The sequence below is a fragment of the Limnohabitans sp. 63ED37-2 genome, assembly GCF_001412535.1.
In the GTDB taxonomy this organism is placed as follows: domain Bacteria; phylum Pseudomonadota; class Gammaproteobacteria; order Burkholderiales; family Burkholderiaceae_C; genus Limnohabitans_A.
This window is the reverse complement of the sequence record NZ_CP011774.1, coordinates 2528217-2553512: the sequence shown is the minus strand read 5'-3', so window position 1 is coordinate 2553512 and position 25296 is coordinate 2528217. Positions and strand designations below refer to the sequence as shown.

At 60.8% G+C, this 25296-nt stretch carries 24 protein-coding genes; 12 read left to right on the top strand and 12 right to left on the bottom strand.

Annotated elements, in window-relative coordinates:
- Positions 1 to 94: 94 nt before the first annotated feature.
- Positions 95 to 1078: a quinone oxidoreductase family protein gene (locus L63ED372_RS11905; RefSeq protein ID WP_062406140.1), complete on the top strand. Its 984-nt coding sequence runs from the start codon at positions 95 to 97 to the stop codon at positions 1076 to 1078.
- 106 nt (positions 1079 to 1184) lie between these two features.
- On the opposite strand, the gene L63ED372_RS11900 is transcribed toward L63ED372_RS11905, so the two are convergent.
- The 6 genes from L63ED372_RS11900 to L63ED372_RS11875 form a co-directional block, all read right to left on the bottom strand.
- Positions 1185 to 2333, bottom strand: a complete 1149-nt coding sequence (locus L63ED372_RS11900; RefSeq protein ID WP_062406139.1) for an aminotransferase class V-fold PLP-dependent enzyme — start codon at positions 2331 to 2333, stop codon at positions 1185 to 1187.
- 87 nt (positions 2334 to 2420) lie between these two features.
- Entirely contained in the window at positions 2421 to 2711 is a 291-nt protein-coding gene (locus L63ED372_RS11895) for a nucleotidyltransferase family protein (protein ID WP_156343627.1), read from the bottom strand.
- Between the two features lie 13 nt (positions 2712 to 2724).
- Positions 2725 to 3159, bottom strand: a complete 435-nt coding sequence (locus tag L63ED372_RS11890) for a nucleotidyltransferase substrate binding protein (RefSeq protein ID WP_062406137.1) — start codon at positions 3157 to 3159, stop codon at positions 2725 to 2727.
- A gap of 31 nt (positions 3160 to 3190) precedes the next feature.
- Complete coding sequence (gene lspA / locus L63ED372_RS11885; protein ID WP_062406136.1) at positions 3191 to 3691, bottom strand: signal peptidase II; 501 nt, start codon at positions 3689 to 3691, stop codon at positions 3191 to 3193.
- Between the two features lie 31 nt (positions 3692 to 3722).
- Positions 3723 to 6602: an isoleucine--tRNA ligase gene (gene ileS / locus L63ED372_RS11880; RefSeq protein WP_062406135.1), complete on the bottom strand. Its 2880-nt coding sequence runs from the start codon at positions 6600 to 6602 to the stop codon at positions 3723 to 3725.
- 131 nt (positions 6603 to 6733) lie between these two features.
- Positions 6734 to 7771: a bifunctional riboflavin kinase/FAD synthetase gene (locus tag L63ED372_RS11875; RefSeq protein ID WP_062408048.1), complete on the bottom strand. Its 1038-nt coding sequence runs from the start codon at positions 7769 to 7771 to the stop codon at positions 6734 to 6736.
- A 181-nt stretch (positions 7772 to 7952) separates the two neighbouring features.
- On the opposite strand from L63ED372_RS11875, the gene L63ED372_RS11870 reads away from it, so the two are divergent.
- Both L63ED372_RS11870 and L63ED372_RS11865 read left to right on the top strand, forming a co-directional pair.
- Entirely contained in the window at positions 7953 to 8510 is a 558-nt protein-coding gene (locus tag L63ED372_RS11870; protein WP_062408045.1) for an HNH endonuclease, read from the top strand.
- Between the two features lie 132 nt (positions 8511 to 8642).
- On the top strand, positions 8643 to 9560 hold the full coding sequence (locus tag L63ED372_RS11865; protein WP_231624488.1) for a DNA ligase: 918 nt from the start codon (positions 8643 to 8645) through the stop codon (positions 9558 to 9560).
- Between the two features lie 171 nt (positions 9561 to 9731).
- Here L63ED372_RS11865 and L63ED372_RS11860 read toward each other — a convergent pair whose 3' ends face one another.
- Together L63ED372_RS11860 and L63ED372_RS11855 are read right to left on the bottom strand one after the other, a co-directional pair.
- Positions 9732 to 10847: an acyl-CoA dehydrogenase family protein gene (locus L63ED372_RS11860; protein WP_062406134.1), complete on the bottom strand. Its 1116-nt coding sequence runs from the start codon at positions 10845 to 10847 to the stop codon at positions 9732 to 9734.
- A 10-nt stretch (positions 10848 to 10857) separates the two neighbouring features.
- The gene (locus L63ED372_RS11855; protein WP_062406133.1) at positions 10858 to 12039 is read right to left on the bottom strand and encodes an acyl-CoA dehydrogenase family protein; all 1182 of its coding nucleotides are present in this window, start codon (positions 12037 to 12039) and stop codon (positions 10858 to 10860) included.
- A 118-nt stretch (positions 12040 to 12157) separates the two neighbouring features.
- Between L63ED372_RS11855 and purN the strand changes: the two genes are divergently transcribed.
- Positions 12158 to 12760, top strand: coding sequence for a phosphoribosylglycinamide formyltransferase (gene purN / locus L63ED372_RS11850; protein WP_062406132.1), 603 nt, complete (start codon positions 12158 to 12160; stop codon positions 12758 to 12760).
- Here purN and L63ED372_RS11845 read toward each other — a convergent pair.
- A complete protein-coding gene (locus L63ED372_RS11845) occupies positions 12730 to 12966 on the bottom strand; it encodes a DUF1653 domain-containing protein (RefSeq protein ID WP_062406131.1) in 237 nt (78 codons plus the stop codon). The two genes, purN and L63ED372_RS11845, sit on opposite strands and share 31 nt — an antisense overlap.
- A gap of 55 nt (positions 12967 to 13021) precedes the next feature.
- Here L63ED372_RS11845 and L63ED372_RS11840 point away from each other — a divergent pair, with 55 nt between their 5' ends.
- Both L63ED372_RS11840 and L63ED372_RS11835 read left to right on the top strand, forming a co-directional pair.
- Complete coding sequence (locus L63ED372_RS11840) at positions 13022 to 14320, top strand: RsmB/NOP family class I SAM-dependent RNA methyltransferase (RefSeq protein ID WP_062406130.1); 1299 nt, start codon at positions 13022 to 13024, stop codon at positions 14318 to 14320.
- Between the two features lie 112 nt (positions 14321 to 14432).
- On the top strand, positions 14433 to 15644 hold the full coding sequence (locus L63ED372_RS11835; protein ID WP_062406129.1) for a DesA family fatty acid desaturase: 1212 nt from the start codon (positions 14433 to 14435) through the stop codon (positions 15642 to 15644).
- Between the two features lie 238 nt (positions 15645 to 15882).
- Here the strand turns inward: L63ED372_RS11835 and rpmG are convergent, their stop codons facing one another.
- The 3 genes from rpmG to trxB form a co-directional block, all read right to left on the bottom strand.
- On the bottom strand, positions 15883 to 16053 hold the full coding sequence (gene rpmG / locus L63ED372_RS11830; RefSeq protein WP_006298735.1) for a 50S ribosomal protein L33: 171 nt from the start codon (positions 16051 to 16053) through the stop codon (positions 15883 to 15885).
- A gap of 26 nt (positions 16054 to 16079) precedes the next feature.
- Entirely contained in the window at positions 16080 to 16313 is a 234-nt protein-coding gene (gene rpmB, locus L63ED372_RS11825) for a 50S ribosomal protein L28 (RefSeq protein WP_026039317.1), read from the bottom strand.
- Positions 16314 to 16692: 379 nt separating this feature from the next.
- A complete protein-coding gene (gene trxB / locus L63ED372_RS11820) occupies positions 16693 to 17652 on the bottom strand; it encodes a thioredoxin-disulfide reductase (protein WP_062408041.1) in 960 nt (319 codons plus the stop codon).
- A gap of 240 nt (positions 17653 to 17892) precedes the next feature.
- Between trxB and L63ED372_RS11815 the strand changes: the two genes are divergently transcribed.
- From L63ED372_RS11815 to L63ED372_RS11790, 6 genes are all read left to right on the top strand, one after another.
- Positions 17893 to 20286 (top strand): DNA translocase FtsK, encoded by a 2394-nt coding sequence (locus L63ED372_RS11815; RefSeq protein ID WP_062406128.1) that lies wholly within the window; start codon positions 17893 to 17895, stop codon positions 20284 to 20286.
- A 5-nt stretch (positions 20287 to 20291) separates the two neighbouring features.
- Complete coding sequence (gene lolA, locus L63ED372_RS11810; RefSeq protein WP_062406127.1) at positions 20292 to 20978, top strand: outer membrane lipoprotein chaperone LolA; 687 nt, start codon at positions 20292 to 20294, stop codon at positions 20976 to 20978.
- A gap of 16 nt (positions 20979 to 20994) precedes the next feature.
- On the top strand, positions 20995 to 22293 hold the full coding sequence (locus tag L63ED372_RS11805) for a replication-associated recombination protein A (RefSeq protein ID WP_062406126.1): 1299 nt from the start codon (positions 20995 to 20997) through the stop codon (positions 22291 to 22293).
- A gap of 187 nt (positions 22294 to 22480) precedes the next feature.
- Positions 22481 to 23410 carry a branched-chain amino acid ABC transporter permease gene (locus L63ED372_RS11800; protein WP_062406125.1) on the top strand — a complete coding sequence of 310 codons (930 nt, stop codon included), beginning with the start codon at positions 22481 to 22483 and terminating at the stop codon, positions 23408 to 23410.
- A gap of 11 nt (positions 23411 to 23421) precedes the next feature.
- Positions 23422 to 24498 carry a branched-chain amino acid ABC transporter permease gene (locus L63ED372_RS11795; protein WP_062408039.1) on the top strand — a complete coding sequence of 359 codons (1077 nt, stop codon included), beginning with the start codon at positions 23422 to 23424 and terminating at the stop codon, positions 24496 to 24498.
- Positions 24495 to 25295 carry an ABC transporter ATP-binding protein gene (locus L63ED372_RS11790; RefSeq protein ID WP_062406124.1) on the top strand — a complete coding sequence of 267 codons (801 nt, stop codon included), beginning with the start codon at positions 24495 to 24497 and terminating at the stop codon, positions 25293 to 25295. Before L63ED372_RS11795 ends, L63ED372_RS11790 begins: the two co-directional genes overlap by 4 nt.
- Position 25296 lies beyond the last annotated feature (1 nt).

The window sequence follows — 25296 nt, the reverse complement described above, 5'->3', positions numbered from 1 at the left end:
CCAAACTGTCCCCCAACTGCCCCTTTTACCGGCTCGGGCTCGTGTTTCGTGGCAAAGTGTCCGGTCTGTCACCCCATTCCAACAGGAGAACAACATGAGCCTTGCAGTCCAGATCGACCAGAACGGCGGTCCCGAAGTCATGAAATTGGTCGATGTCACCGTGGGCGAGCCCGGCCCTGGTGAGATCCGCATCCGCCACAAGGCCATTGGCCTGAATTTCATCGACGTTTACCAGCGTGGTGGTTTGTACCCACTGCCCATGCCCCTCAAATTGGGCATGGAAGGCTCGGGCGTGGTGGAAGCCGTGGGCGAGGGCGTCACGCACCTGAAGGTGGGGGACCGCGCAGCCTACGCCAGCCAGCCGCCTGGCAGCTACTGCGAAGTGCGTGTGATGCCCGCCAAATGCGTGTGCAAGCTGCCCGATGCGATCTCGTTCGAGACGGGCGCGGCCATGATGCTCAAAGGCCTGACAGCGCAATATTTGCTCAAGCGCACGCTGCCCCAAGGCGGTTTGAAAGCCGGTGACTTTGTGTTGTTCCATGCCGCCGCCGGTGGCGTGGGCCTGATCGCTTGCCAGTGGGCCAAGGCCCTGGGTTTGCGTTTGATTGGCACTGCAGGAAGCGATGCCAAGTGCGCATTGGCCAAAGCCAATGGCGCCGAGTTTTGCATCAACTATTCCACCGAAGATTTCCAAGCCAAAGTCAAAGAAATCACCGGTGGCAAGGGCGTCAAAGTGGTTTACGACTCGGTGGGCAAAGACACTTGGGACAAGTCGCTCGATTGTTTGGCGCCGTTTGGTTTGATGGCCAGCTTTGGCAACGCCTCAGGCCCTGTGGCCCCGTTTGCGCCTGGCATCTTGGGCCCCAAGGGTTCGATCTACGTGACACGCCAAACCTTGTTCAGCCACATCACCACCCGCGAAAACACGCAGGCCATGGCCGACGATTTGTTTGAAGCGGTGACCAGCGGCAAGGTGAAGATCCACATCGACCAGACCTTCCCGCTCGCACAAATTCAGGACGCCCACATCGCTCTGGAAGCCCGCAAGACCACGGGTTGCACCATCATCACCTTGTAAGGTGAGGCATCGGCGCTTGGGGTTTTCACCCCGGGCCTCGATGCACCCAACAAAAAACCGCTGCCCTCACGGGTCAGCGGTTTTTTTGTGGGGCGAGTGGTCCCGATCAGGCTGCCAGCTTGGCCTTGGGGGCAAGGGTCTCGAGTGCGCCGCTCAGTTGCTGCAGCGTGCGGTCCACGTTGTGCCATTTGTCCAAGCCAAACAGGCCCATGCGGAAGGTGCGGAAGTCGGCCGGTTCGTCGCACTGCAGGGGCACGCCCGCAGCGGTCTGCAGGCCCAGCGCCAAAAACTTCTTGCTGCTCTGAATTTCGGGGTCGGTGGTGTAACTCACCACCACGCCGGGCGCTTCAAAGCCGGGCGCGGCCACGCTGGGGAAGCCATGCTCCAAAAGCAAGGCTCTCACACGGCGGCCCAGTGTGATTTGTTCTTCGCGCACCTTGGCAAAGCCATAGGCTTCGGTCTCCAACATGGCGTCTTGCAGGCGCAACAAGGCGTCGGTGGGCAAGGTGGTGTGGTACATGTGGCCCCCACTTTCGTAGGTTTCCATCACTTGCAGCCACTTCTTCAGGTCCATCGCAAAGGTGGTGCTGGTGGTGTCGTCGATCGCTTGGCGGGCACGCTCGCTCAGCATGACCATGGCGCAGGCCGGTGAGCTGCTCCAGCCTTTTTGGGGCGCGCTGATCAGCACGTCTACACCCGTGGCCTTCATGTCCACCCACATGGCGCCAGAGGCGATGCAGTCCAGCACCAACAGGCCACCCACGGCGTGCACAGCATCGGCCAATGCTTTCAAGTAGTCGTCGGGCAAGATCATGCCGGCCGAGGTTTCGACATGCGGCGCAAAAACCAAGGCGGGTTTTTCGGCGGCAATGGCGGCGGTCACTTCGGCAATGGGGGCAGGCGCCCAGGCGGCTTGTGAGCTTTCCGACACGCGGCGGGCTTTGATCACCGTGTGGCTCTTGGGGATCTGGCCCATGTCAAAAATCTGCGTCCAGCGGTAGCTGAACCAGCCGTTGCGGATGACCATCACATGTTGATTGGTGGCAAATTGGCGAGCGACTGACTCCATGCCAAAAGTGCCGCTGCCGGGCACCAGCGCGACCGAGTGCGCACCGTACACGGTTTTGAGCATGCGCGAGATGTCGGTCATCACGCCGCCAAAGCGCTTGGACATGTGGTTGAGCGCACGGTCGGTGTAGACCACCGAAAACTCAAGCAGACCGTCGGGGTCGATGTGGGGCAGCAATCCGGGCATGGTGGTCTCCGTGTTTTTCAATCAGGGGAGGTAGCTTACCTGAGTTGTGGGTGCTGTGGGTTGAGGTCGCTGGGTGAAAGCTGAGTCTCACCAATCGCTGATATGGACACTGTGGTCAGCGATGTGGCTTTGAAACTCTGGTGAAGTGCTGGCCCAGTCCACCACATCTACGCGCCAAGGCAGATCGCTGTTGGCAAAAGCGTCTTGCAATTGGCCCAATGTGCTCAGAGGTAAGGGCGTATCGCCCATGATGACCAGGTCCAGGTCGGAGTAGGGCTTGGGCTTGCCGCGGGCACGCGATCCAAACATGCGCACTTCGTGTGAGGGCAACCAGGTGTTCAGGATGCTTTGGACCAGCGTCAGTTCCGTGACGCTCATGCCGTGTGCTGGCTCACTCAATGGCATCTTCAAGTCGCGCTAACAAAAGGCGGGCATCCAGCATGAAGGCTTGCGTGCCTTCATAAACTTGCTGGGCCTTTTGATGGTCGTAGGTGTGCGCCGTGATGTTGCGCATTTGGCGGTAGCCAAACCACACGGCCACATCCGTGATCAGGCCTTTTTCAGCAGCGATCCGCAGCACATCACGAAAGTTGGCAAAGTCCACTTCGCTGGGGTTCAGCGCGTCCATTTCCAGACGACGACGCAGCATTTTGGTGCTGATTTCATAAACGAATTCGAAGTTTTGAATCACCCCAGCGATCAGGGTGTGGCGTACTTTGTCGTTTTGCTGATGGAACCAAGCGGTGTCCCGCACAACATCCAGCCCGTCTTCCAGCGAGGCCAAAGCTTGGCGAAAAGGCGCGAGGTCGAGTGCAGGGGTGTTCATGGGGCTATTGTCTGAAGCCAGCAAGGTCTGGTCAACGCCCGCGACGAACGCGCAGGATTTCGTCCAAGATCAAAAGCGCCGCGCCCACACTGATGCCCGCATCGGCCACGTTGAAGGCCGGGAAGTGCCAGGCACCCCAGTAAAAGTCGAGAAAGTCGACCACGTAGCCGTGCAGCAGGCGGTCCACCACGTTGCCAATGGCACCGCCCAAAATGAGCGAGATGGCCAGGCTGAAGAGTTTTTGGCCGGGGTGTGCACGCAGCATCCAGACCATGAAGATGGCCGCTGCCACGCCAATGACGGTGAAAAACCAGCGCTGCCAACCCCCTGCACCTGCCAAAAACGAAAAGGCTGCGCCGTGGTTGTGCACCCGCACCAAATTGAAGAACGAGGTGATGGGTGTGCTGTCGCCCAGCTGAAAAGCACCCAGCACCAACACCTTGGTGAACTGGTCGAGCACCAGCACCAGCAGGGCAATGCCCAGCCAGAGTGCCATACCAGGCCCTTTGCCGATTTTTTTGGAGCTGGCCATGTGCTTGCCTTGTCTTTTGGGGAGGTGAGGGTCAGGCGACGAGGCGGGTTTCGCCCGCGCCGTGCAGGTTGCTCACGCAGCGGCCACAAATCGTGGGGTGATCGGCATCGTGGCCCACGTTGTCCACGTAGTGCCAGCAGCGCTCGCATTTGGTGGCCTGGCTGGCGGCAACTTCCACCACCAGTGCATCGCCTGCCAACAAAGTCACCTTGGAGGTGATGAACACAAACTTGATGTCTGCGCCCAAGCTGGCCAGCAGGGCGTGGTCAGCGGCTGGTGCCGTGAGTGTGATCTCGGCTTGCAGCGATGCCCCCACTTGGCCTGCGGTGCGCAGGTTTTCGATGTCTTTGTTCACCAAGTCGCGGATGTCGCGGATGCGGGCCCACTTGGCCAGCAGATCAGTATCGGCTGCGCCGAAGTCGCTGAAGGTTTCCAGGAAGATGGACTCGGAGGTGCCGAAGGTCTTCCAGGCCTCTTCGGCCGTGAACGACAAGAAGGGCGCCATCCAGCGCAGCATGCCGTGGGTGATACGGTAGAGCGCGGTTTGCGCACTGCGGCGGGCCAGGCTCTTGGGCGCTGTGGTGTAGAGGCGGTCTTTGAGCACGTCCAAATAAAACGCACCCAGGTCTTCCGAGCAATAGATCTGCAGCTTGGAGACCACGGGGTGGAACTCGTACTTGTCAAAGTGGGCGCGGATGTCGGCTTGCAACTCAGCGGCGCGGGCCAGCGCAAAGCGGTCGATTTCCAGCAATTGGTCGTCGGGCACGGTGTCAGTTGCCGGGTCGAAGTCGCTCACGTTGGCCAGCAAGAAGCGCAGCGTGTTGCGGACGCGGCGGTAGGCGTCCACCACGCGGGCCAAGATCTTGTCGTCGATGTTCAGGTCGCCCGAGTAGTCGGTCGAGGCCACCCACAGGCGCACGATTTCGGCGCCCATTTTGGAGGTGATGGTTTGCGGGTCCACCGTGTTGCCCAATGACTTGCTCATCTTGCGGCCTTGGCCGTCGGTGGCAAAGCCGTGGGTCAATAGGCCCCGGTAAGGGGCGCGGTCGTACAGGGCGCAGCCCAGCAGCAGCGAGCTGTGGAACCAGCCGCGGTGTTGGTCGTGACCTTCCAGGTACAGGTCGGCCTCAGGGCCTTGGTCGTGGAAGGGCGCCACGCCATAGGCGTCTTTGTGGCTGGTGCGCAGCACATGCTGGAATGTGGAGCCGGAGTCAAACCAGACTTCCAAAATGTCGGTGCTCTTGGTGTAGCTGGGCGCGTCAACCGCACCCAAAATTTCTTCTACGGTCACGCGGCTCCAGGCTTCGATGCCGCCTTTTTCCACGATGTCAGCGGCCTGGTCCAAGATGGCCATGGTGTTGGGGTGCAGCTCGCCGCTGTCCTTGTGCAAGAAGAAGGGCACCGGCACGCCCCATGAGCGCTGTCGCGAGATGCACCAGTCGGGTCGGTTGGCGATCATGTCGCGCAGACGCGATTTGCCGTTCTCAGGGTAGAACTGGGTCTGCTCAATGGCGTCCAGCGCCAGCTGGCGCAGGGTTTTGGGGGCTTTGTCTTTTGTGAACACGCCTTCGCCCTCGTCCATGCGCACAAACCACTGGGCGGCGGCACGGTAGATGACGGGCGTTTTGTGACGCCAGCAGTGCGGGTAGCTGTGGGTGATTTCCACCGTGGCCATCAGTCGGTCGCTTTGGCCCAGCACCTCGATCACGCGGGCACAAGCTTTCCAGATGTGCTGGCCGCCAAAGAAGGGCAGCTCTTGTGCGTACACGCCGTTGCCCTGCACCGGGTTCAAGATGTCGTCGTATTTCAGGCCGTTGGCCACGCAGGAGTTGAAGTCGTCCACACCGTAGGCAGGTGACGAGTGCACGATGCCTGTGCCGTCGGTGGCGGTCACGTACTCGGCCAGGTACAGCGGTGATTTGCGGCGGTAGCAATATTCGCCACCTTCGCCTTCAGCCACGGTGTCGTACAGCGGGTGGCGGAACACCAGACCACGCAGTTTTTCGCCCACCGCTGTGGCGATCACGTTGCCTTCTAGCTTGTAGCGCTCCAGGCACTTCTCGACCAGGCTGGCGGCCAGCAGCAGCACGCCACGCGGCGTGTCCACCAGCGCGTATTCCAGCTCGGGGTGGGCGTTCAGCGCTTGGTTGGCAGGAATGGTCCAGGCGGTGGTGGTCCAGATGACGGCAAAAGCTTTTTTGCTGCCCTCGCCGGGCAGTTTGGGCAGGCCAAAGGCCGCGGCCAGCGCGGCGTTGTGGTCGGCTTCAAAGGCCACGTCCAGCGTGTCGCTCTTTTTGTCGGCGTATTCGATCTCGAATTCGGCCAAAGACGAGCCGCAGTCAAAACACCAGTACACGGGCTTCAGACCCCGGTACACAAAGCCGCGCTCGATCACGCGTTTGAAGGCGCGGATTTCACCGGCCTCGTTGGCGAAGTCCATGGTGCGGTAGGGGCGCTCCCAGTCGCCCAGCACACCCAGGCGCTTGAAGTCTTCGCGCTGCTGACCAATTTGCTCGGTCGCAAAAGCACGGCTCTTGGCCTGCATGTCGTCACGGCTCAGGTTGCGCCCGTGCAGTTTTTCAATCGCGTTTTCGATCGGCAAGCCGTGGCAGTCCCAGCCGGGGATGTATTGCGCGTCAAAGCCCGCCAATTGCTTGGACTTGACGATCATGTCTTTGAGCACTTTGTTGAGTGCGTGGCCGATGTGCAGTTTGCCGTTGGCATAGGGCGGACCATCGTGCAGCACAAACAGCGGAGCACCCTGGCGGGCAGCACGCAGCTTTTTGTACAAACCGCCATCGTTCCACTCGCTCACCCAGCCCGGCTCGCGCTTGGGCAGGTCGCCGCGCATGGGAAACGGCGTGTCCATCATGTTGATGCGGGTGTCGGGGTTTTGGTCTTTGTCGGTCATGGTGCGTCAAGTCGAGAGGGCTTCGACAAGCTCAGCCCGAGCGGCGGGCCGTTCGGAGAGATCAAAAGGGGGTGGGCCGTGGAGGTTGTTTGCCCTGAGCCTGTCGAAGGCGGCAAACGCGGGCCGGAGCGTCAAATTCGGTCGCGGGTGGTTTGGCGGCTGGTTTCACCATGGCGCGAAGCAAACCACGCCTGTGCGTCGTCGCAGTCTTTGGCGATGCCCTTTGTCAGGGCGTCCAGACCGTCGTATTTGAGCTCGTCGTGTAATTTGTGCAGCAAGTCCACCCGGATGATTTTACCGTAGCCCCCCTCGGCCCCCAGCTGGGCAGGCCAGTCAAAGGCATGGGTCTCCAGCAGCACGCGCCCGCCGTTCACATCGTTCGGGTCCAGCGAGGGGCGGATGCCCAGATTGGCCACGCCCCGCAAGGGCTGCTCGGCCAAGCCATGCACCTGCACCACAAAGATGCCGCTGGCGGCGGGTTTCCAGTGCGAAAAACGCAAATTCAGCGTGCGAAAGCCGTCGCCTGCGCCTTCGGCCGTGGCGGCCAATTCGCGGCCCAGCTTGCGTCCATGCACCACATGGCCACTGATGCTGTAGGGGCGACCCAGCAGGGCCTGCACCGCGGCCATGTCGCCTTTGGCCAGTGCCTCGCGCACGGCCGAGCTGGACACGCGCAAGCCGCGCACCTCGTAGCTGTTCATGCGGGCCACGTCAAAGCCCAAGTTTTGCCCGGCAGCGTCGAGCATGGCGTAGTCGCCTGCGCGTTGGGCACCAAAGCGGAAATCGTCGCCCACCAGCACATAGCGCACGCCCAGGCCCTTCACCAGCACCTGCTGGATGAAGTCTTGGGGCGACTGGCTGGCCAGCCGGGCGTCAAAGGGCACCACCACCACTTGGTCCACACCGCAGCGCTCGAGTTCCTGCAGCTTGTCGCGCAGCGTGGCGATGCGGGCCGGGGCCAAGTCGGGTTTGTTCAAGGCCTTGGCAAAGTAGTCGCGCGGGTGCGGCTCGAAGGTCATCACGCAACTGGGCACGCCGCGGTGCGCCGCTTCGCTGCGCAACAGCGCCAGCATGGCCTGGTGACCCCGGTGCACGCCGTCGAAGTTGCCAATCGTCAGGGCGCAAGCGGGGGCCAAGTCGGGGTGGTGGAAGCCTCGGAAAACCTTCATGTCGCTGCTCATGTCCTGCCGGTGCGCTGGGCCAGGCGCCAGCTTTCACGGATTTGTCAATGTAAGAGGGTATATTGTGACTGAGCCCGATCCTTTTGGCCGCGGCACCATCCGCACCCAGCAGGATCGAGACGGAACTTTTCGTGTCAGTGGTTTTTTAAACTGTTGGATGGAGGCGTCTGTGAAGGTTTTGAAACTCTCGGCCCAAGGCCTGCCGCAATCGTGGATCACGTTGGAGCAAGCCGTCACCCATTACGCGGCCGACGAGGTGCGCTGGGAAGCGGGCCAGCAAGTGGCCGTGTTCCATGGGGGGCACAACGCGCTCACCGGCCAGCAATCCATCATCACCGTCAACAGCATCATCGGCACCCAGGGCGTGCCCCGCATCAACCCGTTTGACCTGGTTTCGGGCTTGACCAACCCCAAATTGTTTGTGCGCGACCGCAACGTCTGCGCGTATTGCGGCGGGCATTTTCACGAATCGGTGCTCACCCGTGAGCACATTGTTCCCGTGAGTCAAAAAGGGCCTGACCATTGGATGAACGTGGTCACCGCCTGCCGCTCCTGCAACCACCGCAAAAGCAGCCGAACGCCAGAGCAAGCCAACATGCCGCTGCTCTACGCGCCCTATGTACCCAGCCTGTGGGAAGACTTCATCTTGCGCAACCGCCGCATTCTGAGTGACCAGATGGCGTTTTTGATGGCCCATGTGCCCAAGAGCTCGCGTTTGATGGCCTGAGCGGGCAGCCGCGCGACGCCGCTTGCGCTGCCCAACAAAGCGCCGCATCATCCATCCCTGAAAACAAAAGAACCCACGCCGCCATGCTTTCAAGGCATGCGTCGGTTGATGGGACCATCAGGGAGACCCGCCATGCCTCACCCACCCTTGGCCTTGCGCCAACAGCTTGCCACCACCCCAAGCCTGAGCCGACGCGCCAGTTTGTCGGCGCTGCTTTTGTCGCCTTGGCTGATGCCACGTGTTGGCGCTCAGGTCGTGCAGCCTGTGGACTCCGATGGGCACAGCGGCGTTCAGCTGGCCATGCCCTGGCCCGCTGGCCGATCTCCACAAGGTTTTGGGGTGAGTGAGAAATTCGATGGCGTGCGGGCCGTTTGGGATGGGCGCGTTTTGCGCTTTCGAAGTGGCCGCGCCATCGCGGCCCCGGCTTGGTTTTTGTCAGCTCTGCCCCGGGTGGCGCTCGACGGCGAGTTGTGGATGGTGCGGGGGGCTTTTGACCAGCTGTCTGGCGTGGTGCGCCAAGCCGAGCCCGACGACGAGGCTTGGCGGGCGGTGAAGTACCTGGTGTTTGACGCCCCCGGTCATGCCGTACCGTTTGCGCAGCGTATGGTTTTTGTGCAATCCACGCTGGCGCAAGCGCAGCAGCCTTGGTTGATGCCGGTTGAGCAGCGCGAGGTGAAGGACAACCGTGCTTTGCAGGCTTGGTTGCAGGAGACGGTGCGCCAAGGCGGCGAGGGGCTGATGCTGCACCGTGCCGATGCCCTGTGGCAGCCGGGCCGCACGGATGCACTGTTTAAGTTGAAACCCGAGTTGGACGAAGAGGCTCTGGTGGTGGGCCACCAGCCGGGCAAGGGCCGTTTGCTGGGCATGACCGGGGCTTTGCTGGTGCAAACGCCCTCGGGCCAGCGATTTGCCTTGGGCTCGGGTCTGAGCGATGCCCAGCGCCGCAACCCGCCGCCCTTGGGGGCGTGGGTCACTTACCGCTACCGCGATCGCACGCCTTCGGGCCTGCCGCGTTTTGCGTCTTTTTTGCGGGTGCGTGAGGCGGAGTGAGCATCAAAAAAGGCCCCTTTCGGGGCCTTCTTGTTGGGCTGCTCATTCAGGCGATTTTGGTGAAGAGCCGCAAGACGAGAGAGCAGCGCGTTTCAGGCTCAGAGGCGCTTCGCTTTGCCACATCGCCCGTCCCGCGCCGCCGTCCCGTCTTGCTCGGGTTCCTGTTTCTCTTCAGGCGAAAACGCCCGCCGTCTCTTGCATGCGGGCCGACACTTCGCCCAACTGGTGCAGGGTGTCGCCAAAGGTCATGTCCAGCTGCGTCAATTTCTTGAAGTAGTGGCTGGCGATGTACTCGTCGGTGACGGCAATGCCGCCATGCAACTGCACAGCCTGCTGGCCGATGAAGCGCATGGACACGCCCAGCTGGTACTTGGCACGGGCCAAGGCGCGGCGGCGTTCGTCGGCAGGGGCGTGCAGCTTGAGAGTGGCGTAATAGCTCATCGAGCGGCCCAACTCCAGCTGCATCTTCATGTCGGCCACGCGGTGGCGCAGGGCTTGGAAGCTGGCGATGTTCACGCCGAACTGTTTACGCGTGTTCATGTAGTCCACGGTGATGGCCATGGTCTTGTCCATCACGCCCACGGCTTCGGCGCAGGTGCAAACAATGCCGATGTCCACGGCCTCTTCCAATGCGGTCAAACCATTCAGGGTGATCAGTTGGGCCGGGGCTTGTTGCATCACCACTTCAGCGGCGCGTGAGCCGTCTTGTGTGCCGTAAGCCTGGGTGCTCACGCCGCTGGCGCTGCGCTCGACCAAAAACAAAGCAATTTGACCGTTCACCGTGGCGGGCACCATAAAAGCGTCGGCTTGGTCGCCAATGGCCACCACGCTCTTGGTGCCGCTCACGGTCCATGCGCCGCCAGACTCGCTGGCCTGTGCGGCGCAGCGGTTCAGTTGGTAACGGGCACCGCGTTCTTGCTGCGCCAGCACCACGATGGCCTCGCCTGCGGCCATGCGGGGCAACCATGCGGCTTGCAGGGCTGCCGGGGCGTGTGTTTGCAGCGTGGCGCTGCAGATCAGGGTCTGGGTCAGAGGCTCGAGCACGATGCCGCGGCCGAGTTCTTCCATGGTGACCATGGCTTCGGTCGGGCCCATGCCCATACCGCCGTGCTCTTCGCTCACGTAAAGGCCCGTCAGGCCCAGCTCGGCCATTTCGCCATAAGCGGCGCGGTCGAAACCGCCCGCAGCGACGATGGCGCGGCGGCGGTCAAAGTCATAGCCCTTGTCCACCCATTTGCGCACCGCGTCGCGCAGTTGTTCTTGGTCGTCAGAAAAATCGAAATCCATGTGTGTCTCCTTAACCCAGAACTGTCTGAGCGACGATGTTGCGTTGCACTTCGTTGCTGCCGCCGTAAATGGTGGTCTTGCGCATGTTGAAGTAGTTGGCGGCCAGGGGCGCGTTGGCCACCACACCGCCAGGGAAATTGCCTTGCCAGCCTGCGTCCATGGCTTCGAAGATGAAGGGCAGGGCAAAGGGGCCTGCGGCTTGCATCATCAACTCGGTGTAGCGCTGCTGGATCTCGCTGCCTTTGATCTTCAAGAGGCCCGCAATGTCGAGCGAGTTCTTGCCGGACTTTTCGGCCGACAAAACACGCAGCACCAGCATTTCGAGGGCGACGATGTCCACTTCGAGCTTGGCGATTTCGTCGCGGAAACGCATGTCGTCGTACACGCCTTCGGCTTTGGCGATGCGCTTCAAGCGCTCGAGTTCGCGCTTGGCGCGGTTCACGTCGGCGATGTTGGTGCGCTCATGGGCCAGCAGGTGCTTGGCGTAGTTCCAGCCCTTGTTTTCTTCGCCAATCAGGTTTTCGGCGGGCACTTCGACGTTGTCAAACCAAACCTCGTTGACTTCGCACTCGCCGTCCAGCAGCTTGATGGGGCGCACGGTGATGCCGGGCGACTTCATGTCGATCAAGAGGAAAGAGATGCCGGTTTGTGGCTTGCCCTCGTTGCTGGTGCGCACCAGGCAGAAAATCCACTCGCCGTATTGGCCCAGGGTGGTCCAGGTTTTCTGGCCATTCACGATGTATTTGTCGCCCACGCGCTCGGCGCGGGTTTTGAGCGACGCCAAGTCCGAGCCAGAGCCTGGCTCGCTGTAGCCCTGGCTCCACCAGACTTCGCCGCTGGCGATGCCGGGCAAAAAGCGCTGCTGCTGCTCGGCGTTGCCAAAGGCCATGATCACCGGGGCCACCATCACCGGGCCAAAGGGCACCACGCGGGGGGCGCCGGCCAGGGCGCATTCTTCTTCGAACAGGTGTTTTTGCACCGCGGTCCAACCGGGGCCTCCAAACTGCGTGGGCCAACCCCAGCCCAGCCAGCCTTTTTTGCCCAAAATCTTGGCCCAGCGCTGCATGTCTTCGCGCGTCAGGCGCATGGCGGCATGCACTTTTTGGGAAATGTCGGCGGGCAAGTTGTCCTTGACCCAGGTGCGGATCTCGTCGCGGAACGCGAGTTCGTCGGGGGTGAATGCCAAATCCATGGGGTTTTCTCTCAAAATCAAACGACCGTGCTTTTTATCACGCGCAGACCGATTCGGCTTGTCCTTGGGGCGACAAAAGCCAAGAGACTTTCAGTGAGCAGGGATAATCCGGCCCTTCATGAGAAACATCGTCATTCTGATTTCGGGCTCGGGCTCCAACATGGCCGCCATCGTGCGTGCGGCAGAGCAGGGGCGTTGGGACCAACGCTTGAACGCCCGGGTGGCCGCCGTGCTGAGCAACCGGGCAGATGCCCAAGGTCTGGCTTTTGCCCGTGACCACGGTATTGCGACGCAGGTGCTGGACCACAAGACCTTTGCCAGTCGCGAAGCGTTTGATGCGGCCCTGATGACCGAAATCGACCGCTACACGCCCGATTTGGTGGTGTTGGCGGGCTTCATGCGCATCCTGACGCCTGGCTTTGTGGCGCACTACGCCGGGCGTTTGCTCAACATCCACCCGTCCTTGTTGCCCGCCTTTGCGGGGCTGAACACGCACCAGCGGGCGATCGATGCCGGATGCCGCTTTGCCGGGGCCACGGTGCACCAGGTGACGGCCGAGCTCGACCATGGCGCCATCTTGGCGCAGGCCGTGGTGCCGGTGCTGCCGCATGACACGGCTAAGTCACTGGCAGCGCGGGTGCTCACCCAGGAGCACTTGATTTACCCGCAAGCAGTCGCTGAGTATTTGGCTCAATCGCCAATGCGTTCAAATCGGGGCTGAACTTTTCCATTGAATTCGGCCACATCGGCAAACATGGCCGCAGGCCTTACCCACAGACCCTGTTCACCATAGAGCGCCTGGTACAGCGTCATGGGTTGCAGGTCTTCGCTGTGGCGCACGGTGCCCAGCACACGGTATTGGCCGCCTTTGTAATGGCGGTACAGGCCTTTGGGCGTTTCGATCATCGGTGGCAGTGGTTCTGACATGTCTTTCCTGTGATGTGTGTCGGACCAAGGGTTGGGGATGGGACAATGCAGTCCTATGCATCCAAAAGCCCTTTTAGACGCCTGTGCCGATCTGGTCAGGCTGGTCCTCCAATTTGAACATCCTGCCGACGCCGTGGTGTCGCGCTATTTCCGCGAACACCGCTCTTTGGGCCCCCGCGAACGCGCCACCTTGGCCGAAACCGCCTTTGCCGTCTTGCGCAAAAAGCTGCTGTTTGAGCAGTTGGCCCGCTCGGGCTCGGGCGCCAAAGAGCGCAAGCTGGCGATTTTGGGCTTTTTTGGCCCGCGCGATTTTTTGGCCTCTGCGCTCAACGACACCGAGAAAAAATGGCTGGCGACCTGCGACGCCATTCCGCCCGACGCCCTGATGGCCCCACACCGCCACAACCTGCCCGAGTGGATGGCGCAAGCCCTGCAATCCCAATTGGGTGAAGATTTCTGGGACTTGGCCGAGCATTTGCAGCAGCCCGGCACGCTGGATCTGCGCGTGAACATGCTCAACGCCAAACGCAGCGACATCCAAAAAGAGTTGGCGCAAGCGGGCATTGCCTCTGAGGCCACGCCTTATTCGCCTTGGGGTTTGCGCCTGCAAGGCAAACCCGCCTTGCAAAAGACAGAAGCCTTCACTCGGGGTGCGATCGAGGTGCAAGACGAAGGCTCGCAGCTGTTGGCCTTGCTGGTGGACGCGCACCGGGGCGAGATGGTGGTGGACTTTTGCGCGGGCGCGGGCGGCAAAACGCTGGCGCTGGGCGCGGCCATGCGCAGCACGGGCCGTTTGTACGCGTTTGACGTGTCGGGCCACCGCCTCGATGCCCTCAAACCCCGCATGGCCCGCAGTGGCTTGTCGAACGTGCACCCGGCCGCCATTGCGCACGAGCGCGATGACCGCGTCAAGCGCTTGTCAGGCAAGATCGACCGCGTTCTGGTCGACGCCCCTTGCTCAGGCTTGGGCACTTTGCGGCGCAACCCCGACTTGAAATGGCGGCAAAAGCCCCAAGCTGTGCAAGAGTTGACCGAAAAGCAGCAAGCCATCCTGCAAAGCGCCTCGCGCATGGTCAAGTCGGGCGGCCGTTTGGTCTATGCCACCTGCAGCGTCTTGCCCGAAGAAAACGAGTTGATCGCGCAAGCCTTCAGCGCCGCCAACCCGGACTTTGTCCCTTTGAACGTGGCACAAGAGCTCGACAGGCTCAAAGTGCCCCACGCAGCCAGTTTGTGCTCACCGGCCCCATCGGGCGATGCCCGCCCCGATGCTCCGCCAGCGGGCACATTCCTGAGGCTGTGGCCCCATCGCCATGCCACGGATGGTTTTTTTGCCGCAGCCTGGGTTAAAAAGTAATACTTTAAAACCCTTATCGGCCGAAGTCGGCCGAAAACGCTGTCCTTTTTGGGGCGGCAAACTTAAAATTGACGGATTGCCTGAATTCAGGTGCCAGTAGAAAGACAGACTCATGTTGTTGCCTGATTGGGCTTTTTTGGATGCCGTGGTTCATTGGATGGGCCATGGCCTGTTCGATTTCTCTTGGTGGCAGATGGTGTTGATCACCTTGGGCTTGACCCACATCACCATTGCCAGCGTCACCATATTCTTGCACCGTCACCAGGCGCACCGCGCTTTGGACCTGCACGCCATTCCTTCGCACTTCTTCCGTTTCTGGCTGTGGTTGACCACCGGCCAGGTGACCAAAGAGTGGGCGGCCATTCACCGCAAGCACCACGCCAAGTGCGAGCAAGCCGAAGACCCGCACAGCCCCCATGTGCACGGCATCAAAACCGTGTTGTTCACAGGCGCTGAGCTGTACCGCAAAGAGTCCAAAAACCTCGAGACCATGAAGCGTTTCGGCCACGGCACGCCCGACGACTGGATCGAGCGCAATCTGTACACCCGCTTTTCCTGGCAAGGCGTGGCCCTGATGCTGATCATCGACGTGGCCTTGTTCGGCTTCATTGGCCTGACCGTCTGGGCTGTGCAAATGGCTTGGATCCCGATCACGGCGGCTGGCATCATCAACGGTGCGGCCCACTACTGGGGGTACCGCAACTTTGAGGCGCACGACGCCAGCACCAACATCTCGCCCTGGGGCATCCTGATCGGTGGCGAAGAGTTGCACAACAACCACCACACCTACCCCACATCGGCCAAGTTGTCGGTCAAGCCTTACGAGTTCGACATCGGCTGGCTTTACATCCGCATGCTCGAAACCGTTGGTCTGGCCACCGTCAAAAAGACACCGCCCCGCCTGGCTTATGGCGACATTCGCCCGGTGGCCGACGAGAAGACCTTGGAAGCCCTGATCGCCAACCGCTACGAAGTGATGGCGGGTTATGCACGCAACGTCAAAGCCGTGATGCAGCAAGAAGCTGGCAAGCTCAAGCTGGACGCCAGCGTGTTGCAAGCGGCTCAGCGTTGGTTGCACCGCGATGCGGCCAAAGTGCCAGCCGCTGCGCAAGCCCAGCTCAAGCAAGCCCGCGATGCCAGCCCAGTGCTCGACAAGATGGTGCAAATGCGTGAAGAGCTGAGCCAGATCTGGCTCAACACCTCACACTCCCGCGAGCAACTGGCCGCCGACCTGCAGGCCTGGTGTCGCCGTGCCGAAGAAAGTGGCATTGCCGCATTGCGCGACTTCTCGGTCAAGCTGCGGGCTGTGCGCCAAACTGCCTGATCTTTTTCAGCAGCCATACACACAGGGCCTTCGGGCCCTGTTTGCTTTTGGGGCACGGTGTTTCGATGGCGGTGTGGAGGGTTGCGAACCCATTGCGCCGCTAGATCTGCGGTCTGGGCCCTTCAGTGAGGCCTTGTTAGGTCGGTGCTCTCGGGGCTGGTGTTGCCATGCAATGCAGTGCTTTTTCCCATGAAAAAACCCGCCAGAGGCGGGTTTTTTGCGAGGGGATCAGGCCGAATTACTTCAGCTTGATTTCCTTGTACTCAACGTGCTTGCGAGCTTTGGGGTCGAACTTCATGATCGACATTTTCTCGGGCATGGTTTTCTTGTTTTTGCTGGTCGTGTAGAAGTGACCAGTGCCAGCTGTGGATTCCAGCTTGATTTTTTCGCGTCCGCCTTTGGTTGCCATGGTGTATGACTCCTAATGTTCTGGGTTTAGGCTTGACCGCGTGCACGCAGGTCTGCGAGCACGGCATCGATGCCGTTTTTGTCGATCAGGCGCAGAGCAGCGCTGGAGACGCGCAGACGCACCCAACGGTTTTCTGTTTCAACCCAGAATCGACGATATTGCAGGTTCGGCAGGAACCGGCGCTTGGTTTTGTTGTTGGCGTGGGAAACGTTGTTCCCGGTCATTGGGCCTTTGCCCGTTACGTCGCAAACGCGTGCCATGTGGACACTCCGATACTTTTTAAACAGCCGGTGCCGATGGGTCTCGTGCAGATGTGCACGGGGCCTGGCGCTCCAGCCTCACCTCGCCAAGATGGGTGGCGGTATCCCAGATCGCTGGCTCTGTGACCCCGAATGAAAACCCGGGCAGTTCCAGCAAAGCCTTGAATTATAGCCAGAAAGCGGGGGCTTGGGCTATTTGGATTGTCTTTGTGACGGATTGAGGGTGGTTTGGGGCGTTGTGGTGAGGCGTTGAGGGTGTCTGCCGGGGTTCAGAGGCGCTTCGCTTTGCCACATCACCCCGGCAGACACCCTCAACGCCTTTGCCGAGATTCGTTGTCACAATGACAGCAACTTGGACGCCGACTTCGGCATTTCGTCTTCACCCGTTGTGCTGTTCCAGAAAACGTTGCGCATCGAGCGCGGCCATGCAGCCGGTGCCCGCGCTGGTGATGGCTTGGCGGTAAACGTGGTCTTGCACGTCACCTGCAGCGAAAACGCCGGGCACCGAGGTCTGGGTGGCAAAACCCTTCAAGCCGCTTTGGGTCACGATGTAGCCGTTTTCCAGTGCCAGTTGACCCTGGAAGATGTCGGTGTTGGGGGCGTGGCCGATGGCGATGAAGCAGCCCTTGAGTTCGACATCGTGCAGAGAGCCGTCTTTGGTGCTTTTCAGGCGAATGCCGGTCACGCCGGAGGCGTCGCCCAGGACTTCTTCCAGCGTCTGGAAGGTTTTGAGTTCGATCTTGCCTGCAGCGACCTTGTCCATCAGTTTGTCCACCAAGATGGGCTCGGCCTTGAACTTGTCGCGGCGGTGGACCAAATAGACCTTGCTGGCGATGTTGGACAGGTACAGGGCTTCTTCGACGGCAGTGTTGCCGCCGCCCACCACGCAGCAGACCTGGTCTCGGTAGAAAAAGCCGTCGCAGGTGGCGCAGCCGCTCACGCCGCGGCCCATGAAGGCGGTCTCAGAAGGCAGGCCCAGGTATTTGGCCGATGCGCCTGTGGCGATGATCAGGCTGTCGCAGGTGTAGGTGCCGCTGTCGCCGATCAGTGTGAAGGGGCGCTGCTCCAGTTTGACGGTGTGGATGTGGTCAAAGATGATTTGGGTGTTGAAGCGCTCGGCATGCTCCTGAAAGCGTTGCATCAGGTCTGGGCCTTGCACGCCGTGCACGTCGGCGGGCCAGTTGTCCACTTCGGTGGTCGTCATGAGCTGGCCGCCTTGGGCCATGCCTGTGATCAACAGGGGTTTGAGGTTGGCGCGGGCGGCGTAAACGGCGGCGGTGTAGCCGGCGGGGCCAGAACCCAGGATCAGGACTTGTGCGTGTTGTGTGGGGGTCGACATGAAAAGGGCCATCCGGTAGAAAAGACAAAGGGGCGCGGAAAAATACTTCCAACAAACGCCATTGTAAGAAACACCCCAAACTGAGCGGGCACCATGGCTTTGGTGGGGCTTTAAAGAGACTTTGTGGGGGCTATGTGCGGCTCGACCACAAGGCTTGTGGATAGCCAATGCCCCCGCAGGTGGGGGAACGGCCATGGCCCCCTGATGAGGCCTTGATCGGGTAAGCTTGACACCTGATTTATGACTTACTCACTGAACACCCTGACCCGAGATGGCGCTGCCCCTGCGCCGGCAGCGCCCCCCACGCTGTGGTCACGTTTTGCCCAAGAAATCCTCTTGCTGCTGGGGGCTGGGCTGCTTTTGTTTGTGACGGTGGCCCTGTGGAGCTACCACCCGCAAGATTCGGCCTGGTCTACCTCGGGCAGCGGGGAGTTGGTGCGCAATGGGGCGGGTCGCTGGGGTGCGTTGATTTCGGATCTGGCGTATTTCCTGATGGGCTTTTCTGCCTGGTGGTGTGTGGCGGCGGGTTTGCGGGTCTGGTTGGTGTCTTTCGCCCGGTGGTTGCGTGGCGCTGGCCCGCAAGACACGGTGGACGAGCCCTTCTGGCAGCGCAGTTTGTGGGTATTCTGGCTGGGCCTGGCGGTGTTGCTGATGGCCAGCTGCGGACTGGAGTGGACACGCCTGTACCGGCTTGAATCGGCCTTGCCTGGGCACAGCGGTGGGGTGTTGGGGTATCTGGTGGGCACGGCTGCCGTGCGCGGCCTGGGCTTCAATGGCTCGGCCCTGTTGTGCATTGTGCTGGCCTTGGTGGGTGTGGCCATGGTTTTCCGTTTTTCCTGGGGTCAGTTGGCTGAAAAAATCGGGGGTCGCCTTGACGCCTTGATCCAGTCGCGGCATGAAAAGCGCGAGATCGAAGAAGACTTGGCTTTGGGTCAGCAGGCTTTGCGCGAACGACAGCAGGCCCTCACGCCCCAGGCCATTGAGCCCGAGTGGGATCTGGCGCAACCCGTTCATGATTCGCCCGATGGCCAGTTGGACTTGCCGCCGGTGCCGGTGACCAAGCCTGTCTCACGTGTCATTGAGCCGCCCGTGATGGAGGTGCCGCGCAGCGATCGCGTGGTCAAGGAGCGCCAGAAACCCCTGTTCAACGAGCTGCCCGACAGCAAGCTGCCGCAGGTGGATTTGCTCGACAGCCTGTCCATCCGACAAGAAACCGTGTCGCCTGAGACGCTGGAGATGACCAGCCGCTTGATCGAGAAAAAGCTGTCTGATTTTGGTGTCAAGGTGCGTGTGGTGGCCGCAGCCCCAGGCCCTGTGATCACCCGCTACGAGATCGAGCCGGACACGGGCGTCAAGGGCTCTCAGGTGGTGAACTTGGCCAGAGACCTGGCGCGTTCGCTCAGCCTGGTGTCCATCCGGGTGATCGAGACGATTCCCGGCAAAAACTACATGGCGCTGGAGTTGCCCAACGCCAAGCGCCAATCCATCAAGCTCAGCGAAATTCTGGGCTCTCAGGTCTACCACGAGGCCAAGTCCATGCTGACCATGGGTTTGGGCAAGGACATCATTGGCAACCCGGTGGTGGCCGACTTGGCCAAGATGCCGCATGTGTTGGTGGCCGGTACCACCGGCTCGGGCAAATCGGTGGGTATCAACGCCATGATCCTGTCGCTGCTGTACAAGGCCGAGGCCCGTGATGTGCGTTTGTTGATGATCGACCCCAAGATGCTGGAGATGTCGGTTTATGAAGGCATTCCGCACTTGCTGGCCCCGGTGGTGACCGACATGCGGCAAGCCGCGCATGGCCTCAACTGGTGTGTGGCCGAGATGGAGAAACGCTACAAACTCATGAGCAAGATGGGTGTGCGCAACTTGGCCGGTTACAACCAGAAAATCGACGAAGCCACAGCCCGCGAGGAGTTCATCTACAACCCGTTCAGTCTGACGCCCGACGATCCCGAGCCGCTCAAGCGCCTGCCGCATATCGTGGTGGTGATCGACGAGTTGGCCGATCTGATGATGGTGGTGGGCAAGAAGATCGAGGAGCTGATTGCGCGTTTGGCCCAGAAGGCCCGTGCCGCCGGTATCCACCTGATTTTGGCAACCCAACGCCCCAGCGTGGACGTGATCACTGGCCTGATTAAGGCCAACATCCCGACCCGCATTGCCTTTCAGGTGTCGAGCAAAATCGACAGCCGCACCATCTTGGACCAGATGGGGGCCGAAGCCCTGCTGGGCATGGGCGACATGTTGTACATGCCCTCGGGCACGGGCTTCCCGATCCGGGTGCACGGCGCTTTTGTCAGCGACGAAGAAGTGCACCGCGTGGTGAGCTACCTCAAGAGCCAGGGCGAGCCCGACTACATCGAAGGTGTGCTCGAAGGCGGCACCACGGACGACGATGGCGGCATGCTCGGCGAAGGTGACAACGGCGAGAAAGACCCGATGTACGACCAGGCCGTGGAAGTGGTCTTGAAAAACCGCAAGGCCAGCATTTCGCTGGTACAGCGCCACCTCAAGATCGGCTACAACCGCGCCGCCCGTTTGGTGGAAGACATGGAAAAAGCAGGCCTGGTCAGTGCCATGAGTGGCAGCGGCCAGCGTGAAATCCTGGTGCCCGCACGGGCAGAGTGAAACGAATGACAAACAGTGTTGTGCAGCGCCGAGCGCTGCTGGGTTGGGGTGGAGCTTGGCTCTTGGCCGGGGCGGTGTGGGCTTGGGCCATGCCCGCGCAGGCCGACAGCGTCGATGTGCTGGCCCAGTTCATGAAGCAGGCCCGCAGCGGCCGGGCCGACTTCACCCAGGCGGTCACCTCGCCAAGCCGCCCGGGCCAGACCCCGCGTGTCAAAACGTCGAGTGGCCGTTTTGAGTTTCAGCGGCCCGGCAAGTTCCGTTTTGATTACCGCAAGCCCTTTGTGCAAACCTTGGTCGCCGATGGCCAGACCTTGTGGATGCACGATGTGGACCTGAACCAGGTCACGGCCCGTGCGCAGTCGCAGGTGCTGGGTTCGACTCCGGCCGCCTTGCTGACTGCCGCGTCGGATTTGCAGGCCCTCAAAAGCGATTTCAAGTTCAGCCCCGAGCCCGACCAGGGCGGCCTGCAGTGGGTGCGGGCCACGCCCCAGTCCCCCGACGGGCAAATTCGCGCGGTGATGGTGGGCTTGCGTGCCAGCGCTTCAGGTCCAGAACTGGCCGTGCTCGATGTCCAAGACAGCTTGGGCCAGCGCTCTGTGCTGACTTTTTCGGGTTTTGAACTCAACCCGGTTTTGCCCGCTAACACCTTTGTGTTCAAGGCCCCAGCGGGCGCGGACGTGATTCGGCCTTGATGCTCCCCGGGTGCCGATGAAAGCCGCCAGTCCGTCACCCCATGCCCCCTTGGCCGAGCGCTTGCGCCCGCGCCACTTGGGTGAGGTGATTGGCCAGCAGCATTTGTTGGGCGAGGGCATGGCACTGCGCCTGGCCTTTGAGTCGGGCCAGCCGCACAGCTGCATTTTGTGGGGGCCGCCGGGTGTGGGCAAAACCACCATCGCCCGTTTGATGGCCGACGCGTTTGACGCGCAATTTTTGAGTATCAGCGCGGTCTTGGGTGGCGTGAAGGACATCCGCGAAGCGGTTGAAAAAGCCGAAGCTGCCCGCACAGGCTTGCACCCGCAGCGCACCATCATGTTTGTGGACGAGGTGCACCGCTTCAACAAAAGCCAGCAAGACGCGTTTTTGCCGCATGTGGAAAGTGGCTTGTTCACCTTCATCGGGGCCACCACCGAGAACCCTTCGTTTGAGGTGAATTCGGCCTTGCTGTCGCGAGCGGCGGTGTATGTGCTGCAGCCCTTGACCGAGGACGACCTGCAAAGCATCGTGCAACGGGCGCAGGCCATTGATGCCATCCCCGCCATCGAGCCGGAGGCGCTGACCCGTTTGCTGGCCTATGCCGACGGCGATGCGCGGCGCTTGCTCAACACGCTGGAAACCTTGGCCATGGCGGCTAAACAAGAAAGCATCGACCCGGTGACCGACACTTGGCTGATGCGGGTGTTGGGCGAGCGCATGCGCCGTTACGACAAAGGCGGCGAGCAGTTTTACGACACCATCAGCGCCCTGCACAAATCGGTGCGCGGCTCGGACCCGGATGCCGCCCTGTATTGGTTCGTGCGCATGCTCGACGGTGGTGCGGACCCCCGCTACATGGCGCGTCGCTTGATTCGCATGGCCAGTGAGGACATTGGCCTGGCCGACCCGCGAGCGCTGCGCATGGCGCTGGACGCCGCCGAGGTGTATGAGCGCCTGGGCAGCCCCGAGGGGGAGCTGACGCTGGCGCAGTGCGTGATTTACCTGGCGGTGGCCCCCAAATCCAATGCCGCCTACAAAGCCTTCAACCAGGCCAAGGCCTGGGTCAAAAAAGACGGCACCCGCCCGGTGCCCATGCATTTGCGCAATGCCCCCACCCAGCTCATGAAGCAGCTGGACTACGGCAAGGGTTACCGCTATGCGCACGATGAGGAAGACGGCTTTGCCGCAGGCGAGCATTACCTGCCCGATGGGATGCCCGAGCCGGGCTTTTACCAACCCGTTCGCCGGGGTCTGGAGATCAAAATTGCCGACAAATTGGAAGAACTGAGAAAGAAAAATGCGGCCAAAGGGTAAGTCCCGACGGCAATGAATACTGACCCGAGACTTTCTTTCACTACAATCCCGCCACCCCGCCCGGTAACGCATGAATCTGGCGGGGTTTTTGCTAGTTGTCAGGGTTCACCCAAAAGGTGACTCTTGACCCTAAAACAACAACCGAAGCTAAAACCCGCTAAGCGCAGGTCAAAACACGGAGAAATCAATGGACGTCTTCCTCCAGCAGGTCATCAACGGCCTCGTCATGGGCAGCATGTACGCCCTGGTGGCCTTGGGCTACACCATGGTGTACGGCATCATCAACCTGATCAACTTTGCGCACGGAGAAGTGCTGATGGTGGGCGCTCTGACGAGCTGGTCCGCGATTGGCATGATGCAAGGCGCCATGCCCGACGCACCCGGATGGGTCATCTTGATTTTGGCCACCCTGATCGCCTGTGTGGTGGCGGTGGTCCTGAACTTTTCGATCGAAAAGATCGCCTACCGGCCATTGCGCAACAGCCCCAAATTGGCCCCCCTGATCACAGCGATCGGCATGAGCATTTTGTTGCAAACCCTGGCCATGATCATCTGGAAGCCCAACTACAAGGCTTACCCCACTTTGCTGTCCAGCACCCCCATTAACATGGGTGGTGTGGTGATCACGCCCACCCAGATCATGATTTTGGGCGTGACGGCGGTGTCTTTGGCCATTTTGATGTGGCTGGTCAACTACACCCGCCTGGGCCGGGCCATGCGGGCCACGTCCGAGAATCCGCGTGTGGCGGCCTTGATGGGTGTCAAGCCTGACATGGTGATTTCGGCCACGTTTGTGATTGGCGCCATTTTGGCGGCGATTGCGGGTGTGATGTACGCGTCCAACTACGGCACAGCGCAACACGCCATGGGCTTCTTGCCTGGCCTCAAAGCCTTCACGGCAGCCGTGTTTGGTGGCATTGGCAACCTGGCCGGAGCGGTGATTGGTGGCATTTTGCTGGGCCTGATTGAGGCCATTGGCTCTGGCTACATCGGCTACCTGACGGGTGGTGTGCTGGGCAGCCACTACACCGACATTTTTGCGTTCATCGTGTTGATCATCGTGTTGACCCTGCGCCCTTCGGGCCTCTTGGGTGAACGTGTGGCCGACCGCGCTTGATGGAGGTGAACATGAAAAACAACAAGACACTTCAATACGTCCTGATCGGTTTGGGTCTGCTGATCCTCCCGCTGATCCTGCAAACGTTCGGCAACGCCTGGGTTCGCATTGCCGACATGGCGCTGCTCTACATTTTGTTGGCCATTGGTCTGAACATTGTGGTGGGCTACGCGGGTCTGCTTGACCTCGGTTACGTGGCTTTCTTTGCGGTCGGTGCGTACATGTATGGCCTGCTGTCCTCGCCGCATTTGACCCAGACTTTTGCGTGGATCGCTGCGGCTTATCCCACGGGCATGCACATGCCCATTTGGCTCATCTTGCCTGTAGCCGCCGCTTTGGCGGGTATTTTTGGCATGCTGCTCGGGGCGCCCACGCTCAAGTTGCGCGGTGACTATCTGGCCATCGTGACCTTGGGCTTTGGTGAAATCATCCGTGTGTTCATGAACAACCTGGACCACCCGGTCAACATCACCAACGGCCCCAAGGGGCTGTCGCAGATCGATCCGATCTCGATCTTTGGCGTCAACATGGGTCAAAAGCTGATGATTGGCGATGTTGAAATCGCCTCGGTCTCGCTGTACTACTACCTGTTTCTGAGCCTGGTGTTGGTGACGATTTTGATTTCGCACCGCCTGGAGGTCTCGCGAATTGGCCGCGCCTGGATGGCGATCCGCGAAGACGAAATCGCCGCCAAGGCCATGGGCCTGAACACCCGCAACCTCAAGTTGCTGGCGTTTGGCATGGGCGCTACGTTTGGTGGCGTCTCCGGCGCGATGTTTGCTGGTTTCCAGGGTTTCATCTCGCCCGAGTCCTTCAGCCTGATGGAGTCGGTGATGATCGTGGCCATGGTGGTGTTGGGCGGCCTGGGCTATTTGCCCGGTGTGATCTTGGGGGCCATTTTGTTGTCGGCCTTGCCCGAGGTGCTGCGCTATGTCGCAGGACCCTTGCAGGAGATGACCGGCGGCCGACTGGACGCCGCCATCTTGCGCCAGTTGTTGGTGGCCTTGGCCATGATCGTGATCATGTTGATGCGTCCTCGCGGGCTGTGGCCTTCGCCTGAGCATGGCAAATCGCTCACGACGAAATGAAGGAGCAGACCATGAATCCAACTGCCAACAAAGACACTGTCCTCAACGTTTCTGGCATTTCCAAGCGCTTTGGTGGCCTGCAGGCCCTCTCGGATGTGGGCATCACCATCCAGCGCGGCCAGGTCTATGGCCTGATCGGCCCCAACGGCGCGGGCAAGACCACGTTTTTCAACGTCATCACCGGCCTGTACACCCCCGACAGCGGCACTTTTGAGCTGGCAGGCAAGCCCTACCAACCCACGGCTGTGCACGAAGTGGCCAAGGCGGGCATTGCCCGCACTTTCCAGAACATCCGTTTGTTTGCCGAAATGACGGCCCTCGAAAACGTGATGGTGGGCCGTCATGTGCGCACCCACTCGGGTTTGCTGGGCGCGATTTTCCGCACGCCCAGCTTCAAGGCCGAAGAAGCCGCCATTGCGCAGCGTGCGCAAGAGCTGCTCGACTACGTGGGCATCGGCAAATACGCCGATTACAAAGCCCGCACGCTGTCGTATGGCGATCAACGTCGCCTGGAAATTGCCCGTGCTTTGGCGACCGATCCACAGCTGATTGCGCTCGATGAACCTGCAGCCGGCATGAACGCCACTGAAAAAGTGCAACTGCGCGAGTTGATCGACCAGATTCGTAAGGACAACCGCACCATCTTGTTGATCGAACACGATGTGAAGCTGGTCATGGGCTTGTGTGACCGCGTCACGGTGCTCGACTACGGCAAACAAATTGCCGAAGGCACGCCTGCCGATGTGCAGAAAAACGAAAAAGTGATTGAAGCCTATCTGGGCACGGGAGGGCACTGAG

What these genes read in the sequence shown, in the direction of transcription:
- L63ED372_RS11905 (WP_062406140.1), top strand. Translation starts at nt 95, where the DNA reads ATGAGCCTTGCAGTCCAGATCGACCAGAACGGCGGTCCCGAAGTCATG.
- L63ED372_RS11900 (WP_062406139.1), bottom strand. Translation starts at nt 2,333, where the DNA reads ATGCCCGGATTGCTGCCCCACATCGACCCCGACGGTCTGCTTGAGTTT.
- L63ED372_RS11895 (WP_156343627.1), bottom strand. Translation starts at nt 2,711, where the DNA reads ATGAGCGTCACGGAACTGACGCTGGTCCAAAGCATCCTGAACACCTGG.
- L63ED372_RS11890 (WP_062406137.1), bottom strand. Translation starts at nt 3,159, where the DNA reads ATGAACACCCCTGCACTCGACCTCGCGCCTTTTCGCCAAGCTTTGGCC.
- lspA (WP_062406136.1), bottom strand. Translation starts at nt 3,691, where the DNA reads ATGGCCAGCTCCAAAAAAATCGGCAAAGGGCCTGGTATGGCACTCTGG.
- ileS (WP_062406135.1), bottom strand. Translation starts at nt 6,602, where the DNA reads ATGACCGACAAAGACCAAAACCCCGACACCCGCATCAACATGATGGAC.
- L63ED372_RS11875 (WP_062408048.1), bottom strand. Translation starts at nt 7,771, where the DNA reads ATGAAGGTTTTCCGAGGCTTCCACCACCCCGACTTGGCCCCCGCTTGC.
- L63ED372_RS11865 (WP_231624488.1), top strand. Translation starts at nt 8,643, where the DNA reads ATGCCTCACCCACCCTTGGCCTTGCGCCAACAGCTTGCCACCACCCCA.
- L63ED372_RS11860 (WP_062406134.1), bottom strand. Translation starts at nt 10,847, where the DNA reads ATGGATTTCGATTTTTCTGACGACCAAGAACAACTGCGCGACGCGGTG.
- L63ED372_RS11855 (WP_062406133.1), bottom strand. Translation starts at nt 12,039, where the DNA reads ATGGATTTGGCATTCACCCCCGACGAACTCGCGTTCCGCGACGAGATC.
- purN (WP_062406132.1), top strand. Translation starts at nt 12,158, where the DNA reads ATGAGAAACATCGTCATTCTGATTTCGGGCTCGGGCTCCAACATGGCC.
- L63ED372_RS11845 (WP_062406131.1), bottom strand. Translation starts at nt 12,966, where the DNA reads ATGTCAGAACCACTGCCACCGATGATCGAAACGCCCAAAGGCCTGTAC.
- L63ED372_RS11840 (WP_062406130.1), top strand. Translation starts at nt 13,022, where the DNA reads ATGCATCCAAAAGCCCTTTTAGACGCCTGTGCCGATCTGGTCAGGCTG.
- L63ED372_RS11835 (WP_062406129.1), top strand. Translation starts at nt 14,433, where the DNA reads ATGTTGTTGCCTGATTGGGCTTTTTTGGATGCCGTGGTTCATTGGATG.
- rpmG (WP_006298735.1), bottom strand. Translation starts at nt 16,053, where the DNA reads ATGGCAACCAAAGGCGGACGCGAAAAAATCAAGCTGGAATCCACAGCT.
- rpmB (WP_026039317.1), bottom strand. Translation starts at nt 16,313, where the DNA reads ATGGCACGCGTTTGCGACGTAACGGGCAAAGGCCCAATGACCGGGAAC.
- trxB (WP_062408041.1), bottom strand. Translation starts at nt 17,652, where the DNA reads ATGTCGACCCCCACACAACACGCACAAGTCCTGATCCTGGGTTCTGGC.
- L63ED372_RS11815 (WP_062406128.1), top strand. Translation starts at nt 17,893, where the DNA reads ATGACTTACTCACTGAACACCCTGACCCGAGATGGCGCTGCCCCTGCG.
- lolA (WP_062406127.1), top strand. Translation starts at nt 20,292, where the DNA reads ATGACAAACAGTGTTGTGCAGCGCCGAGCGCTGCTGGGTTGGGGTGGA.
- L63ED372_RS11805 (WP_062406126.1), top strand. Translation starts at nt 20,995, where the DNA reads ATGAAAGCCGCCAGTCCGTCACCCCATGCCCCCTTGGCCGAGCGCTTG.
- L63ED372_RS11800 (WP_062406125.1), top strand. Translation starts at nt 22,481, where the DNA reads ATGGACGTCTTCCTCCAGCAGGTCATCAACGGCCTCGTCATGGGCAGC.
- L63ED372_RS11795 (WP_062408039.1), top strand. Translation starts at nt 23,422, where the DNA reads ATGAAAAACAACAAGACACTTCAATACGTCCTGATCGGTTTGGGTCTG.
- L63ED372_RS11790 (WP_062406124.1), top strand. Translation starts at nt 24,495, where the DNA reads ATGAAGGAGCAGACCATGAATCCAACTGCCAACAAAGACACTGTCCTC.